This is a genomic window from Acinetobacter sp. YH12136 (assembly GCF_013418545.1).
In the GTDB taxonomy this organism is placed as follows: Bacteria; Pseudomonadota; Gammaproteobacteria; order Pseudomonadales; family Moraxellaceae; genus Acinetobacter; species Acinetobacter towneri.
In genome coordinates, this window is record NZ_VPBV01000001.1 from 19,482 (window position 1) to 36,016 (window position 16,535).

Annotated in this window: 16 protein-coding genes; 7 read left to right on the forward strand and 9 right to left on the reverse strand. The window is 40.7% G+C overall.

All coding sequences use genetic code 11. From position 1 onward, the window contains the following. Positions 1-42 precede the first annotated feature (42 nt). Entirely contained in the window at positions 43-486 is a 444-nt protein-coding gene (locus tag FTU71_RS00105) for a DUF2726 domain-containing protein (RefSeq protein ID WP_004971902.1), read from the forward strand. A gap of 16 nt (positions 487-502) precedes the next feature. Here the strand turns inward: FTU71_RS00105 and FTU71_RS00110 are convergent, their stop codons facing one another. The 4 genes from FTU71_RS00110 to glnA form a co-directional block, all read right to left on the reverse strand. Further along, positions 503-760, reverse strand: coding sequence for a hypothetical protein (locus FTU71_RS00110; RefSeq protein WP_096900950.1), 258 nt, complete (start codon positions 758-760; stop codon positions 503-505). Between the two features lie 198 nt (positions 761-958). Further along, positions 959-1,837, reverse strand: a complete 879-nt coding sequence (ubiA, locus tag FTU71_RS00115) for a 4-hydroxybenzoate octaprenyltransferase (protein WP_131261595.1) — start codon at positions 1,835-1,837, stop codon at positions 959-961. 14 nt (positions 1,838-1,851) lie between these two features. Then, a complete protein-coding gene (locus FTU71_RS00120; RefSeq protein ID WP_004971911.1) occupies positions 1,852-2,340 on the reverse strand; it encodes a chorismate lyase in 489 nt (162 codons plus the stop codon). Between the two features lie 207 nt (positions 2,341-2,547). After that, positions 2,548-3,963 (reverse strand): type I glutamate--ammonia ligase, encoded by a 1,416-nt coding sequence (gene glnA, locus FTU71_RS00125; RefSeq protein WP_171287402.1) that lies wholly within the window; start codon positions 3,961-3,963, stop codon positions 2,548-2,550. 875 nt (positions 3,964-4,838) lie between these two features. Here glnA and FTU71_RS00130 point away from each other — a divergent pair. The 5 genes from FTU71_RS00130 to folE all read left to right on the forward strand — a co-directional run bounded on the left by FTU71_RS00130 (position 4,839) and on the right by folE (position 8,663). Then, positions 4,839-5,423 carry an aminodeoxychorismate/anthranilate synthase component II gene (locus tag FTU71_RS00130; protein ID WP_004971915.1) on the forward strand — a complete coding sequence of 195 codons (585 nt, stop codon included), beginning with the start codon at positions 4,839-4,841 and terminating at the stop codon, positions 5,421-5,423. A gap of 17 nt (positions 5,424-5,440) precedes the next feature. After that, positions 5,441-6,487, forward strand: a complete 1,047-nt coding sequence (trpD, locus tag FTU71_RS00135) for an anthranilate phosphoribosyltransferase (RefSeq protein ID WP_004971918.1) — start codon at positions 5,441-5,443, stop codon at positions 6,485-6,487. A 21-nt stretch (positions 6,488-6,508) separates the two neighbouring features. Next, positions 6,509-7,315, forward strand: a complete 807-nt coding sequence (trpC, locus tag FTU71_RS00140) for an indole-3-glycerol phosphate synthase TrpC (protein WP_104853201.1) — start codon at positions 6,509-6,511, stop codon at positions 7,313-7,315. A gap of 16 nt (positions 7,316-7,331) precedes the next feature. Then, complete coding sequence (locus FTU71_RS00145) at positions 7,332-8,021, forward strand: Smr/MutS family protein (protein ID WP_104853200.1); 690 nt, start codon at positions 7,332-7,334, stop codon at positions 8,019-8,021. 93 nt (positions 8,022-8,114) lie between these two features. Next, the gene (gene folE / locus FTU71_RS00150) at positions 8,115-8,663 is read left to right on the forward strand and encodes a GTP cyclohydrolase I FolE (protein WP_171062567.1); all 549 of its coding nucleotides are present in this window, start codon (positions 8,115-8,117) and stop codon (positions 8,661-8,663) included. 98 nt (positions 8,664-8,761) lie between these two features. Here folE and FTU71_RS00155 read toward each other — a convergent pair whose 3' ends face one another. The 5 genes from FTU71_RS00155 to hemE form a co-directional block, all read right to left on the reverse strand. After that, entirely contained in the window at positions 8,762-10,117 is a 1,356-nt protein-coding gene (locus tag FTU71_RS00155) for a diguanylate cyclase (RefSeq protein WP_180111134.1), read from the reverse strand. A 105-nt stretch (positions 10,118-10,222) separates the two neighbouring features. Then, positions 10,223-12,172: a DUF4105 domain-containing protein gene (locus FTU71_RS00160; protein ID WP_180111136.1), complete on the reverse strand. Its 1,950-nt coding sequence runs from the start codon at positions 12,170-12,172 to the stop codon at positions 10,223-10,225. Between the two features lie 93 nt (positions 12,173-12,265). Further along, positions 12,266-12,736 (reverse strand): DUF3015 family protein, encoded by a 471-nt coding sequence (locus FTU71_RS00165; protein ID WP_104853198.1) that lies wholly within the window; start codon positions 12,734-12,736, stop codon positions 12,266-12,268. A 237-nt stretch (positions 12,737-12,973) separates the two neighbouring features. Next, on the reverse strand, positions 12,974-13,795 hold the full coding sequence (locus FTU71_RS00170; RefSeq protein WP_154320930.1) for a DUF817 family protein: 822 nt from the start codon (positions 13,793-13,795) through the stop codon (positions 12,974-12,976). Positions 13,796-13,867: 72 nt separating this feature from the next. After that, entirely contained in the window at positions 13,868-14,938 is a 1,071-nt protein-coding gene (gene hemE, locus FTU71_RS00175; RefSeq protein ID WP_104853196.1) for a uroporphyrinogen decarboxylase, read from the reverse strand. A gap of 271 nt (positions 14,939-15,209) precedes the next feature. On the opposite strand from hemE, the gene FTU71_RS00180 reads away from it, so the two are divergent. Then, entirely contained in the window at positions 15,210-16,454 is a 1,245-nt protein-coding gene (locus tag FTU71_RS00180) for a L,D-transpeptidase family protein (protein ID WP_004971948.1), read from the forward strand. The last annotated feature ends 81 nt before the right edge of the window (positions 16,455-16,535 follow it).

The window sequence follows — 16,535 nt, forward strand, 5'->3', positions numbered from 1 at the left end:
TTTTATTCCTGCTGTTTAGGGTCTAACGACACCGCATCATCTATGTTTGAATCCAGTCAATCGACTTTCTTGCTTATTGGCAGCTTGGCTAGCCTTGCCCTGTTTATCTTAATTTTTAAGCAATTATTTTTCCCCAAGAAAAACTTTTATCCTAAACCGATGATGACTGCTTTTGAACGCAGAATGTTTATGCGTTTAAAACAAGCTTTTCCTGAGCATCACATCTTGGCACAAGTGGCGTTTAGCGCATTAATCACCAACAACCACTATAAAATTCGTGCGCTGTTTAATCGTAAAGTGACTGATTTTGTGATCTTAAATGCAGAAATGCAGGTCATTGCAATTATAGAGTTAGATGACCCCTCACATATTGGCAAAGAACAGGAAGATGCAGAACGGGATGCAATGTTTCACGAGGCAGGTTATCGCGTTGTCCGATACACCGAGATTCCAAGTATCAGACAACTACAATCAGATTTGAGTTGAGATCATCAACTCGATATTAAGGTGTAGCTTCTGAAGCAGCTTGTGTCTGACCCGCCTGCTTCGCTTGCTGTGCTGCAGCTTCACGCGCTTCAATACGCGCAATAATTTCTGCCTGCTGTTGTTTATATTTTTCCTGATTTTTGGCATCACTATTGACTGCTAAAAATGCCATGCTGACCAAAAAGATAGGAATCAACAAACCTAAGCTTGCCAAGATAATCATCTTTTTTAGACTTGGCTTTTTTTCAGGACTTTGCTGCTCAGACTGTGACATCATATATTCCTATTTCAAACGCATCAAAATGAAGCTCAATATATCAGAATAATGCTGATTGTGCTTTGTGCATAAGTACGCACGTTCTAATGCTCAGTTTAATTTTTAACAGCAAAAATTGATCAGCGATCGAATAAAAAAGCACCTGACCAAACTACCATCAGATGCTTTGCTCAGTTTTTTATCGCACAGAAATATTTACATTAAAGCCAATACGATTCCTGAAAAAATAATCAGCCCTACCCAACGGTTATGACGAAATGCCCAAAAACAACGTTGCGGATCTTTATCTTTAGTTTTACTCCATTGATATATAAAGTCTGCAACCACCACCAATAACGCCGCTAAACCAAACGGAATCAATAAATTTTCTAACCACAATGCCGTACCAATCAAAAGCACACTGCCCGCTTGCAACAATGAAATAATCTGAATGTCATAGCGACCAAATAAAATTGCGGTAGATTTCACCCCAATTTTCAAATCATATTCACGGTCAGTAATTGCATATTGGGTGTCATAAGCCACAGTCCACGCCAAATTGCCAAAATACAATAACCAACAAGTAAGATCAGGCGTTGCACCTACAGCGGTATAAGCCATCGGGATAGACCATGAAAATGCAGCTCCCAAGAACACTTGCGGCAAATGAGTGTAGCGTTTCATAAACGGATAAATAAACGCTAAAAATAATGCCCCAAATGACCAATAAAAAGTTTCAATCGGTAAGAACAACAACATGGCTGCGCTAAGTGCAACCAAACCCAAGAATACATAAATGGCTTCTTTGGCACTAATCACACCCGTGGCTAAAGGACGTGTTTTGGTACGCTCCACATGACCATCCACCTTACGGTCAGCAAAGTCATTAATGGCACAGCCTGCAGCGCGCATAAAAATTGTGCCCAGAATCATAGGGATTAATATCCCGATAGACGGCATGCCCTGATTAGCAATCCACAAGGCCCACATGGTTGGCCAAAACACCAGTTCTGTGCCAATCGGTTTATCGAAACGACACAAATAATAATATGCTTCTAAACGCTCACGCCACGTGATCTGCTGTGCCAATGCCATACCAATCTCGTATCTTAATGTTGTTGAATAAATTGCTCAAAACGCGGTAAAAAAGTTTCTTGCACAATAAATTTACAGCCATGCCAAGTATAGCAACTCTGTCGTGTCCAGCCTTCATCGAGCAAAACCACACGCCTTTGACACAACGGATTGGTACGCTGAAATAAAAACCAGCCAATGGGTTTATTGCCAATATGCTGAAATAAACGGGCTTTGCTTTGCAAACTTAGAATCGGAAAAATACTTTTGGCTTTGACCCATGGCTGTTCATCACACCCATATAAATAGCTTTCACGCACCCATGAAGTGTGCCAATGTGGCATTTGCATCCACTGGGCATCTTGTAAATTTAAACGCTGAAAAGATTGCTGCAGTGGTTCAACTTTAAATTGTCCGCCTGCGAGCTGAGTCAGTTGTTGGGTCAAAGAACCTGCTGCATATAGCCATGTTTTTAATTCAGAAGGCAGATTTGCCTGCTTGGGAAAAATAGGCTGTGTTCGCATGTTCCGCCACCTTAACAAGATAGCCTAGTGTAGCCCAAATTTAGGCAAAGTTTTGTGACCGATGGCGCAATTCCCTGCAATTATCCAAAAAAATTAAGCGAATTCTTATATTTTGATAAAATCCATGCCAATTCAAAACCATGATTGCACCATCTAAAACAAAAAACCCGCCGAAGCGGGTTTTTCAAATTTAAGATTTTTGATGTATTACAAGCTGTAGTACATATCAAATTCAACTGGGTGAGTCGTCGTGTTCAAACGACGTACATCTTCAGTTTTCAATTCGATATAAGCATCAAGCATGTCTTTGGTGAATACACCACCTTTTAATAAATAGTCGTGATCTTCTTTCAAAGCATCAAGCGCCATTTCTAGGTTGTGTGCCACAGTTGGGATTTTTGCTTCTTCTTCAGGCGGAAGGTCATACAAGTTTTTATCTGCAGCTTCACCTGGGTGAATCTTGTTTTGAATACCGTCAAGACCCGCCATCAACAATGCCGCAAAACCTAAGTACGGGTTCATCATTGGATCAGGGAAACGCGCTTCAATACGTTTGCCTTTCGGGCTAGACACGTAAGGAATACGAATAGATGCAGAACGGTTACGCGCTGAGTAAGCCAACATAATTGGTGCTTCAAAGTGCGGTACTAAACGCTTATATGAGTTGGTCGATGGGTTAGTCAACGCGTTCAAAGAGCGGGCATGTTTGATAATACCGCCAATGAAGTACAACGCCATTTCTGACAAACCTGCGTATTCATCGCCTGCGAATAAGTTTTTGCCATCTTTAGAGATAGACATGTGTACGTGCATACCTGAACCGTTATCGCCTACCATTGGTTTAGGCATAAAGGTTGCAGTTTTTGCATATTGATGCGCAACGTTCCAAACTGCATATTTGAACTGTTGCACTTCGTCAGCTTTACGCACCATGGTATTGAAGCTCACACCAATTTCTAACTGGCAAGATGCAACTTCATGGTGATGTACTTCTACACGACCAGGCCCCATGATTTCTTCAATTTTTGCACACATATCTGCACGCATATCTTGAGAAGAATCTACTGGTGGTACTGGGAAATAACCGCCTTTCACACGTGGACGGTGACCTGAGTTACCAGCTTCGTAGTCTTTACCTGTAGACCATGCAGCTTCTTCAGCGATTAATGTGTGGCGCGCGCCAGACATATCGATGTCCCATTTTACTTCGTCAAATACAAAGAATTCTGGTTCTGGGCCAAAGAAAGCAGTATCACCAATACCTGTCGATTTTAAATATTCTTCAGCACGGCGAGCAATAGAGCGTGGATCGCGGTCATAGCCTTGACCTGTCGATGGTTCGATAACATCACACGTTACAACCACTGTTGGTTCTGCAAAGAACGGGTCAATAAAACCTGTGTTGGCATCTGGGCGTAAGATCATGTCTGATGCTTCGATTCCTTTCCAGCCTTCAATTGAAGAACCATCAAACATTTTACCGTCTTCAAAGGTATCTTCATCGATACTGTCTGCAGGATAAGTTACGTGCTGCTCTTTACCCTTAGTATCTGTAAAGCGGAAATCGACCCATTTTGCACCACTTTCTTGGATGAGTTGAAGGACCTTGTTCGCCATGCTCATTTTGCTCCGATGTTTTTTGTTGCACCCGAAAGTGCGTGTTAGTAGTTGGCAGTTATTAAGCAATTAGCGTACCAACTTTTAAAAGCAAAGCTAAAACCATGAATTCCGTATGAGAATACATCATTTAAAAAAATTACTTTGTCTCTATTATACTGTCAGAAATACGATTTGCACCATATTCAAACACTGTTCATTTGATTTGATTTAAAACTGCAAAACATAGCACCATTTTAGTGCATTTATGTTTTATTTCTGTTGAATTGTAGATCAAAAAATAGCTCAAACAGTATCTATGCAAGCATTTTGCTGTGCCATGGTTGTATTAAGCAATGCAAATTATCCGACCAATCTTAAACAACACTTTATTTTTTATTGAGCAAAAATAATAAGATCGTTTAAAAATCCTAAACCTGTATTATTTTCGATCAAACTGATTGAAAATATCTATACTGCAGATTTGTATTTTCTATCGAAACGCTGCACTCAAACTACCTGACGTGAACCGCTAATAACATGCGCCATGATGCTACTTTTTAGCGCATTTTTTACGTTATCTATAAGTGTGAAGCTAAAATATGACTGGTGAATGACCCTGTTTGATCATGTGTTCATTTCTTTCAGATCAAACCTGAACATTGCGCAGCAAGCTTTGAAAATCTATAAATTGGTGAATGCGCTGATAAGCTTTAACAGGGATTATCATATAAATAGTCCGCAGAAAATGCTTATTTTTTGCTATGATGATAAGCGCTTCCTTATTCCACCTTCTTTTCGACAAGAAAAATAAAGTCCTTTCTCGTTATAGGCGCAGGAATAAAGCAAATTATCTCAGACTCTTTAGCACTTAAAGTGTTCAATTTTCAATAGGTTAGCTCATGCTTTTAATGATCGACAACTATGACTCTTTTACCTACAACATCGTCCAGTATTTTGGCGAGTTAAATCAGGAAGTAAAAGTCGTTCGTAATGATGCCGTGACATTAGAAGATATTGAGCGATGGCAACCCAAGTATTTGGTGATTGGCCCAGGCCCTTGTTCTCCATCTGAAGCAGGGATTTCTATTCCTGCAATTCAGCATTTTGCAGGCAAAATTCCGTTACTGGGTGTGTGTTTAGGACACCAAAGTATCGGACAAGCCTTTGGTGGAAACATTGTGCGCGCTAAAACCGTGATGCATGGTCGTTTATCGGATATGTACCACAGCAACACAGGTATTTTTAGCAATCTGCCTTCACCATTTTCTGCAACCCGTTACCACTCTTTGGTGATTGATCAAGCAACCTTGCCAGATTGTCTGGAAGTGACATGCTGGACCAAAGAAGCAGATGGTTCGATGGAAGAAATTATGGGCGTGAAGCACAAAACTTTGCCTGTTGAAGGCGTGCAATTTCACCCCGAATCGATCCTGAGCCAACACGGTCATCAAATCTTTAAAAACTTTTTGGAAATTTACGCATAATGAGCGAGTCAAATCACATGAATATTCAACAAGCACTCAACCATATTACAAAACAAATTCACCTGACTCAGCCTCAAATGGAAGATGTGATGCGCGCGATTATGTCGGGCGAAGCAACAGACGCTCAAATTGGTGCATTGATGATGGGCTTACGCTTAAAAGGCGAAAGCATTGATGAAATTACTGCTGCTGCACGTGTAATGCGTGAATTTGCCATCAAAATTGATGTCAGCGATATTCCTTACCTCGTAGATATTGTTGGTACAGGTGGCGATGGTCAAAACCTATTTAACGTATCTACCGCCTCTTCCTTTGTCATTGCAGCTGCAGGTGCAACCATTGCCAAACACGGTAACCGTGGGGTTTCAACCAAATCAGGCTCATCTGACTTACTTGAGCAAGCAGGCATTAATCTTGATTTAAACATGCAACAAACTGAACGCTGTATTCGTGAAATGGGCGTAGGTTTCTTGTTTGCACCGAATCATCACAAAGCCATGAAATATGCGGTTACCCCGCGTAAAGAGTTGGGTATTCGCAGTATTTTCAACTTGCTTGGGCCATTGACTAACCCTGCGGGTGTAAAGCGTTTTGTCATTGGGGTGTTTAGCAATGAATTATGCCGCCCGATTGCAGAAGTGATGAAACAGCTCGGTGCTGAGCATGTCATGGTGGTGCATTCTAAAGATGGTTTAGATGAAATTAGCCTTGCTTCGAGCACTTATGTTGCAGAACTCAAAGATGGTGAAATTACCGAATGGGAACTTACCCCTGAAAGCGTGGGAATTGAATCTCAAACTTTAACAGGACTGATTGTAGAAAACTCTGCTGAAAGCTTGAGTTTGATTAAAGATGCTTTAGGCAAAAACAAATCAGATAAAGGCGAAAAAGCGGCCAATATGATTGCACTCAATGCGGGTGCGGGTATCTATGTTTCGGGTCTAACTACAAGCTACAAACAAGGTGTCGCTTTGGCACATGACATTATTTATGGTGGACAAGCTTTGGAAAAAATGGGCGTGTTGTCTGAATTTACCAAAACGCTCAAACAGTACGAAGCATAAAGCAAATCAGGAAGGTGCATCATGGTGGATATTAGCAATACCATTTTAGGTAAAATTGTAGAACGTAAAAAAGAAGAGTTTGCCGAGCGTTTAAAACAACGCAGTTATGCAGACCTAGAACAATTGGCACGTGCAGCAACACCTGCACGTGGCTTTGCACAAGCCTTGCATAACAAACGCCCAGCGGTGATTGCGGAAATTAAAAAAGCATCACCATCTAAAGGCATTATTCGTGAAAACTTTGACCCTGCCGAAATTGCACAGCAATATGAAGCCGCAGGCGCAGCCTGTTTATCTGTGCTGACTGATGTCGATTTCTTTCAGGGTGCAGATGAAAATATTCAGATTGCCCGTTCACACTGTAACTTGCCTGCTCTGCGTAAAGATTTCTTGATTGATCCGTATGGTGTGGTAGAAGCACGTGCCTTACACGCAGACTGTGTGTTATTGATTGTGTCTTGCCTATCTGACCAACAGTTGGAAGAAATGTCGGAAACGGCTTTTGAACATCACTTAGATGTGTTGGTTGAAGTGCATGATGAAAATGAATTGGAACGTGCTTTGAATCTTTCAGAGCGTTGTATTTTAGGGGTCAATAACCGAAATTTAAAAACCTTTGAAGTCGATTTAAACACCTCATTGCGTTTAAAAAACTTGTTGCCGCCTGCGCGTTTATTGGTCACTGAAAGTGGTATCGCCACACCAGAAGATGTCCGCATGATGCAAGACCATGAGATTCACAGTTTCTTGGTCGGTGAAAGTTTTATGAAACAAGCACGTCCTGACCATGCCTTTACGGCACTGTTTGGTCAGCCTGAAAATCTATAATCCAATTTGAAATACCATGAGTAAACATGATTCTTCGCTTTCTAAAGAACAGTACAATTTACTAAAATCTTTTAAAAAGCAAATCACTCAGCCTCATACTTCAAGCATTGCCAAGCCGTCTGAACCCAAAGTTCAGACGCCTGAGCAACAACAGGAAGATGATCTCGCATTGTTTCGTCAGCAAATGCAAGGCGTTCAAAAAATGGACGCAGGCAATATTGCAAAAATCGAACACACTGCCAAGAAAAAACCAGATGCCCAAACGCTGGCCAAACGTGCAGCAGCCATAGGCCCTATGGAAACCGATGATACCTTGCTGTCCGATACGCAAGCCATGCTTAACCCTGTGGGCAGCCAAGCTTCGCTGAGCTATCGCATTGCAACTTTGCAACATAAAGTCTTTGAAGATTTAAAAGCAGGCAACTTACGCTGGTTTGAAGCTGTTGATTTGCACGGTTGTACGGTAGAAGAAGCGCGGGTAGCCGTTTTGCAAATCATTCAAATGGCTAAAGATGAAAACCAGAACGTGATTAAAATTGTGCATGGCAAAGGCCCTGAAGCCATTTTAAAAACTTATGTAAATGGCTGGCTGCGTCAGCATCGTGATGTTTTGGCTTTTGTGAGTGCGCCTGAAAAACAAGGTGGCACTGGTGCAGTTTTAGTGTTGCTTAAACGCAGCGAAAAGAACCCAAAGTTTAAACAGTAATCGGTTTCATCTTTTAAACAAGGCATTGCAATAGTTTTCTGTTACAATGCCGACCTTGTTCAATATCAGTGTAAGTGAACACGTCTTATGTCTATGCAGCAATCCTACGCAAACATCCTAACCGCCGTTGGTGAAGATCTTAATCGTCCAGGTCTAAAAGATACGCCGATGCGTGCTGCTAAAGCTTTTTCGTATTTAACTTCGGGCTATAGCCAAACCTTAGCCGAAGTGACCAATAATGCCGTATTTCCATCCGACAACCGTGAAATGGTCTTGGTGAAAAATATTGAGTTCTACTCACTGTGTGAACATCATTTATTGCCATTTTATGGTCGCGTGCATATCGCCTATTTACCTGAAGGTAATGTTTTAGGCTTGTCTAAATTTGCCCGTATTACCGAAATGTTTGCACGTCGTTTGCAAATTCAGGAAAATCTGACTCAGCAAATTGCGGAAGCTGTGGCTGAAGTGACCAAAGCACGCGGTGTTGCTGTGGTGATTGATTCAGCCCATATGTGCATGATGATGCGCGGTGTAGGCAAACAGGAATCGACCACACGTACCGTATCTTTTGTAGGTGACTTTAAAACAGATAAAGAAGCCCGTCGTGAATTTTTAAGTGCGGTGCCTGAGAGTTTTTAAATTGTGGCTAAGTTCCTCAATCAAATAAAAAATCCCGAAATTTATGTTCGGGATTTTTGGGTTTTAGATTAAAAAATTAGCTTGATACATCTTCAGATTCAACCTACAGACACATTGTTGCGTCCATTATTTTTTGCCATATACAAGGCTTTATCCACTTCTTCAAAAAAACGTTGATAGTCTGGATGCCCATCATATTCATGCACACCTATACTAATGGTAAAGTTAAATTCTTCACCTGTTGATGTTTTTAATGTGGCTTTTTCGACACGTTTACGAATATTTTCAGCGACTACCAAGGCACGATCAATGGTGGTATCAATCTGTAACAGTAAAAATTCTTCGCCGCCAATTCGGAAGGCATAGTCACTGGCTTTTGCATATTGCAAAATCACATCAGCTAAAAACTGTAATGCATCATCTCCTGCTGCATGTCCATAACGGTCATTGATTGATTTAAAATGATCGGCATCTATCGCCAACAATGTTAAAGGCGAATTATTTTTTCGTGAAAAATTAATTTCACGGGACACGATGGTATTTAAATAACGGCGGTTGAGCAGTTGAGTTAAGGCATCATTGCCTGAATTGATATATTCAGACACCTGAAAAATTTGATCGACTAAATGCAAAATTTCACGATTCTTGGCACGAATGGATTGAATCATTTCAATTGCCTGTGCCTGACTTTCACATTGACCAATTTTCTGAATTAATTCATCCACCTGATAAATAAATTCAGTAATAGTTTGTACTTGTTCCGAACTTGAAAATGCATAAGCCGCTTTATGAATAAACCATAAACCAAATTCTGTTTTAGATAAAATCGGTTGCGTCATTTTGGTGTGATCGGACACCACCTGAAACATCAGTTCATTTTCCCAATCCAGCAAAGTTCCGCGTTGTCGATCTTTGTGCACGGCAACATCTTGCATGGCAGAAAATAAGCGATAGGTATGTTTCATATCATTATGTACTTCGACCTTCATTTCATAAGATCGGCACATAATTTCTGTGGCAAAGCATAAAATTTGGCTTAAATAATTAAACTGATTTAAGTTGCTATTGGCTTCTGTTGCAAAAAACTCAAAAGCCTTTTTTATAATAACGCGCACACCACGAATAATCAGCCAAGATGGAATTTGTACACGTGCATGCACATCGCCCACTTTAAATTGCTTTTCTACAATCTCGTTATAATTGTGTTGAAACGGAACTTCAAAACTGGAAATTAGCCACTGATATAAAGAGTTTTTTAAGCGATTCTTCACCATCTCTGCAGACAAAAATTCTGTCGCATGTTCTTCAAGCAACATTTGCTGATAGAACTCGATCACAAAATCTTCTGCATGTGCTTGAATAAACTGGAATGTCGCTTGCAAATCTTCTGGCTTAAATTGCTCGCAAATTGACTTCCATTGCTCTGCAAGCTCATGCGTACACTCTTGATACATCCACAACAACCCAGCCAAAAGAAACTGCTAAATTTTAACGGGTTTCACCAGCAACTCAACTTGTTTAGCTGGTTTTTTACAATTCAGTATAAATTCAACAGCTCTTTAAAAAAAATGCACATAGCCTAAACTGGTCTTGTTCCAGTCCTGTTTGTCCTGTTGTTGATATTCCCAACCCAATCGCAACACATGCTGCGGGTTGAGTACATATTGCAACTGGCTGTTCAGCTTAAATTGCCATTGGTGACGATCTTCCCAATACGGTAATTCAAGCTGAACCAAACTATTCATGCGTGCTGACCAGATATTTTGACAACCCAGTGTTGGGCCAATTCCAACACGCCAGCCTTTGTCTAAAGCCTTACCCGCTTGCACATGATTTTGAATTTGCACATAACACAAATGTTCACGCGCTTGATTAGCCACGCTATAACCAAACTGTGTTTTTAAACTTAAAACACCATGCTGTTCCGTTTCGCTAAAAGCCCCGTGCGAATTCAGGGCTTCTTGCTGCCAACCCAAATTAAAGCCCCAACTAAGTGGTGTTTTAAATGCGGTCATTGGGTTATAAGAGTTCACCGAGAGTAAATCTAACTGATTCAGTTTTAAGCGGTCTTCACGATATTGCACAGAAGCTTCTAAAAAGTTGAGTTGCGTCCCTGTACGAAAACCACCTTGCGGATCAAGTAAGTCATGGTAAGCCTGTCGATGACTCAACTCTACAAAATGCTCGCCTTGCACCTCGCCAGTACGCACAGCAAAGCTTCGTGCATGATGCCCCTGCACAGGATCGACCTGAGGGCGTGCGACATCCTGACGTTGTTTTTCTAAATTGATCTGACTTCTTAAACTTAAAATTTGTCTCAGTCGCGGTTGTGCAATTTTGGCTTCAATTTTGCGTCCAATCAGTTTCAGATACAAATCGTCATAAGCCATTTCCAGAATTTTAGCTTGATCGATTTGGCTGTGATTTTGCAAAACTGCCGCCACATTTTCAGGTTCTGCTTCGGCCACTTGATGGGCAGTTTTTGCCAACGCTGTGCCATGTTGTCTAGCTTGCGCCAATAACTGAGTTTCCAAAGCAGGACGATAGACAACATCTGCCACTAAATTTTCCTGCTCTACAGCTTTTAGTGTTTCAATTGGAATAGATGCGACTCTAAACTGCTGCTGTAAATTCAGCTCAGGGCGCACCAAATCCATTAAACCCAATAAGCGATAGGCACAATTATCACTGATAAAATAATACGGAAATTGCACATGCTTCATTTCCCAAATGTGCTGCACTAAAAATGTGGTTTCCTGCTCATTCAGTGCCAGTTCATATTCCCACAAATCTCGGCTTTCTAAATCGCCATATTCTTTTACTTTGCGGTAATACGGCATCAGTGAATATTCACCCGGATATTGCCCTGTAAGTCCTTTCCATGCATAAGACCAACCTTCGCTGCCCGTTACCGTTGCTGCATAATTGACAGCATAAGAAATTAAATTCAGTTGTTTTTGATCTTTTGGGTCTAAGCGCAATAAAGTATGCCCAAACATAGAACTTGGATTGCCCATAAAGTCTGTGGCATAAATCAGCACTGCTTTATAAGGTTTAATTTGTCCAATCCATTCGTCCAATTCAGGACATTGCACCTGTGCCAAATCTTGTTGAGGAATTTGTAATTGTTCAATTAACCAGCGGCTACGTGCAGGAAATTTACACTGCACCGATTGATTGGCAGGCGCTGTTTCAAATAATGCCTGCACATTGCGAAGTAACTCTTGGTTTAAATTGCTTCCGCCTTGTTCCGACACAAAATAGCCTGCATATTGCACTTCACTTTTGCCTTGCTGCGCATACATTAAACGCTGCCAAGTCACCTGTTCTGCCAAGTGTAGGTCTTTGGCTTTTTGCACATAATGTGCGGAAGATATTGCTAATTTATTTGTATTTTGTACTGTAGAAGTGGCTGTAAGTGGCTGAATCTGTATTGGAGATATTTCAGGAGATAACGCAAAAACCGTAGGAGATAAAAAAACGAAACTACTTAAAATAATGGATTTCATGGACATTTTATAAATTTTATATACATATTCAGGCTTAAACGTATTCTTGTGCTATAAAAAAGCCCTGCGAATAATGCAGGGCTTTATTCAAACTTAAACGTATGCTTTTAAAACGTCATCATTCGCCATCACGCTCTGTAAAGATGCCAATACTTCTAAAGAAGTCTGGTTTTCTGCAGAATAAATAGATGCAAAGTTTTGCTTAGAAACCGCAAAGAAATGTGCTTTATCTTCTGCTTTAATGCTTAATAATTCAGCCAATACGTTCAAGCTTTCGCCTTCACCAACTGCCATATCGCGTGCCAATGTTTCAGCATTTTCATTGGTAAATGTCACAACTTGTGCAGTTACTGTACCTGTACCGCTACAACCTAAAGTACCAAATGTGATACCAAACAATTGGTTTGCAAAAATACCGTTTGTAGTTGCTGCTAAAATTTTTGCAACTTTGCCAGACTGACCTGCCCAAACTTGAGAACCGATACCACAACCTGCATCACGGTCTGCAAATGCTGCTGTAGAACCCACTGCTAAGACAGCAGCTAATGCTAATTTTTTAATCATCGCCTTACTCCAGAGATTTATTATTCGAAAAATTATGCTTCGAATCGTTATTCTTTATTGCTATGTGTAATTTTTATTACACTATTTTAAGATAGCGAGATGTCACTCAGAAGGCAAAACATTTATCACAAAATCAGGCATTATTTTTGTGCATTTTTGTAGCGTCGATTGGTTTTTAGCTTAAAGATTGGTCTTAAATTTGAAAATAGATTTTAGTGTTGAAGATAGCATTTAGATTTACAGCTGCTGTTGATCCTCAGTTTTCAGTGTCCACTGCCCTTCTGCATCGCGATAACCCAAAATTTTCATGACCAGAACCAGACTCAGTAACAGCAATAAATACCAAGAACCGAGTTTGCCCCAGCCGACCATGTGCCACGCATCGACCTGACTTGGATACAACCATATTTGATAAAAGGTGCTAATGTTTTCTGCGACCCAAATAATAAAAGCCAAAAGCATCAATACAGGCAACATTGGCAGTTGTAATTGAGACCGTTGTAATTGAAAACGAATTTTGGTTTTCCAGAAAATCACAACGCTCCACGCAAACAAGCCATAACGAATATCGGGGATAAAAAACTTGCTCATGAAGTTGATGTACGACAACACTGCCAAGGCCATCATATTGCTAAAAGTCGGCAAATTCCGTAAAGATACCCGATACAAACGCAAAGAACGCGCAAAGAAACTGCCAACTGCAGAATACATAAAGCCTGCAAAAAGCGGTACGGTCATAATTTTAAAGACAGCAGGTTGAGGATATTGCCACGATGCAATTTGTGGATGAGTTAAAAAAATTTCCATGATCATCGCTAAAATATGAAACAAAGCGATGACTTTGGCTTCTGCCCAAGATTCCAGTTTTAAATATAAAAGACAAACTTGAATAATTAAGGCATAGAATAATAAATAGTCGTAACGGAAAAATCCGAAATATTCCTGACTGCCCATTGAAGCAGTCAGGGCAAATGCAATCAGCAATAAAATTCCAAATAAGGCAGCCGAAGCTGCCTTAGTCGAAAACTCAACTCCTGACTTTAGCCATGTTATCCACATGATGTGACAACCTGACTGAAGCTGAGATTACACCGATACATCTACAAATGATCCATCTATATCATTGTGCGATTATAGATATTTGGCACTGTATTCATGAACCGTGTCGATAAATACTTTAGGACGTTCAGGGTCTACCCACTGGGTAATACCATGCCCTAAGTTGGCTACATAACCTGTTTTTTCACCATTGGCATAGGCATCATCTAGCATCGCACGTGTTGCTTTGGCAATTGCTTCAGGTGAACCGTACAAAGTGGCTGGGTCTAAGTTACCTTGCAATGCGGCACGACCACTCACCGTTTGACGTGCGACATTTAACGGTGTTGTCCAGTCCAGACCAAAAGCATCTGCACCTGTTGCAATCATTGGCTCCAGCCATTGACCGCCACCTTTGGTAAATAAAATAACAGGGATTTTACGTCCATCTTTTTCACGTTGCAGACCTGACACAATTTTCTGCATATAGTGGAGTGAAAATTCAAGATATTCACGATGGGCCAATGCACCGCCCCAACTGTCAAAAATTTGTACTGCCTGTGCACCTGCATCAATTTGTGCATTTAAGTATTCGGTCACTGCATCGGCCAGACAGTCTAATAGTGCATGTAAAACTTCAGGCTGTGCGTACATCATGTTTTTGGTGAAACGGAAATCTTTGCTTGAACCACCTTCAACCATATACGTTGCCAAAGTCCATGGACTACCTGAAAAACCAATTAAAGGCACTTGTCCGCCCAAAGCAGAACGAATGGTCGATACTGCATTCATGACATAGTCTAAGTCTGACTTGGCATTAAATTTAGGTAAATTGGCAACGTCTTGCTCGGTACGCACCGTTTTATGAAACTTTGGCCCTTCGCCTACTTCAAAATACAGACCTAAGCCTAATGCATCGGGTACAGTTAAAATATCTGAAAATAAAATCGCAGCATCTAATTCATAACGACGCAAAGGCTGTAAAGTCACTTCACAGGCAAATTCAGTATTTTTGCATAGAGAAAGAAAATCTCCTGCCTGCGCACGTGTAGCACGATATTCTGGTAAATAACGTCCTGCCTGACGCATCATCCATACGGGCGTGCAATCTACTGGCTCACGTAATAAGGCACGAAGAAAACGATCATTTTTTAAGGTCGTCATTTACTTTCCCAACTCATTTTCAATCTTGCAGCCATCATATCAAAAAGGTTGAAGTTTTAATAACTTCATTTCTTGCTCGTCTTTTCAGCCTATTCTAAGTGTTCAAATTCAGCTTACGTTTATGTGAAATACATCACACAAACAAAAGTCACTGTAAAATTGGGGTTATCTTGCATATTTACACAAAACAACTACTGCATCTCCTTAGTTTTTCTGCAATACTTGGCTAGTTTTTATCTATGTAAATGAATAATTCTCAAGGTTGAATTACATGTTGGTTCGCACAATACTCGCAATGAGTTTAAGTTGCATTTTTGCAGGGACTACTTTTGCTGCATCTACTGCTGAACAACCGTTAAATCCACAAGTGATTAGCAATACCGCTATTGAAGATCCGATTGATCCTTTAGCGACAGAAGCATCGGCTGCACAAAATAATCTAAATGCAACAGACACTGCTATTACGCAACAAGAACAAAATGATTTAAATAAGGCTTCAAAAACCTTAGATGATCTACACAAAACTGAAGATACCACTGCCGATGTAGGCACTGCACCAACAAAAAGCTCTGCAAGCCAAACTGCTACATCCAACACAGCAGCACCAAAAGCTTCATGGACTTTAGATGGTTTAAATAATGCCACTTGGTATGAAAATATTGGTAAAGGTCAGTTCCCTGTGTATGCACGTGCACACGTGATGCTGAACAATTCACATGCTTCTCCAGGTGCAATTGATGGCACTAGTGGTAAGAACACCCTAAAAGCAATTGCATCATTCCAGCAAATGAATGGCATTAGCCCAACGGGTATTTTAACCAAAGAAACTTGGGATGCGTTGGTTGCACGTCAAGGTTCACGTCCTGCATTTGTAGAATACACGGTTACTGAAGCGGACTTAAAAGGTCCTTATGCGAAATCTATTCCGCATGACTATGCAGAACAAGCCAAAATGAAAGGCTTGTACTACACCCGCGTAAGTGAAATGTTAGGTGAAAAATTCCACATGGATGAAAATTTCTTAAAGAAATTAAATCCGAATGCAACATTTAATAAAGTGGGTGAAAAGTTATTGGTGACCAACGTTCGCAATGACTTACCTGAAGACATTCACCTGATTGTGGCGCACAAAGGTGCAAAACAACTGTATTTGTTCAACAAACAAAACCAAATGGTCGGCTCATTCCCAGCAACCATTGGCAGTGCAGATACTCCATCGCCAACAGGTACTTATAAAGTGACAGGTGTTGCACCAAACCCATGGTACAGCTATTCACCAAGTAACTTTATTCAGGGCAAAAACTTAAAACCGCTGTCTTTACCACCAGGCCCTAACGGCCCTGTGGGGAATATCTGGATTGGTTTAAGTAAAAAATCATTCGGTATTCACGGCACACCAAACCCATCGACCATTTCAAAAACGGCGTCGCATGGTTGTATCCGTTTAACCAACTGGGATGCAAACGATTTAGGTCGTAAAGTACGTTCTGGCGTGACTGTAAAATTCCTTGAATAATCAGTGATCGCTTTAAACCGCAAAAGACCCACGTTTTTACGTGGGTTTTTTAATGCCGCGATAAAACTCTAAAATGTCTAG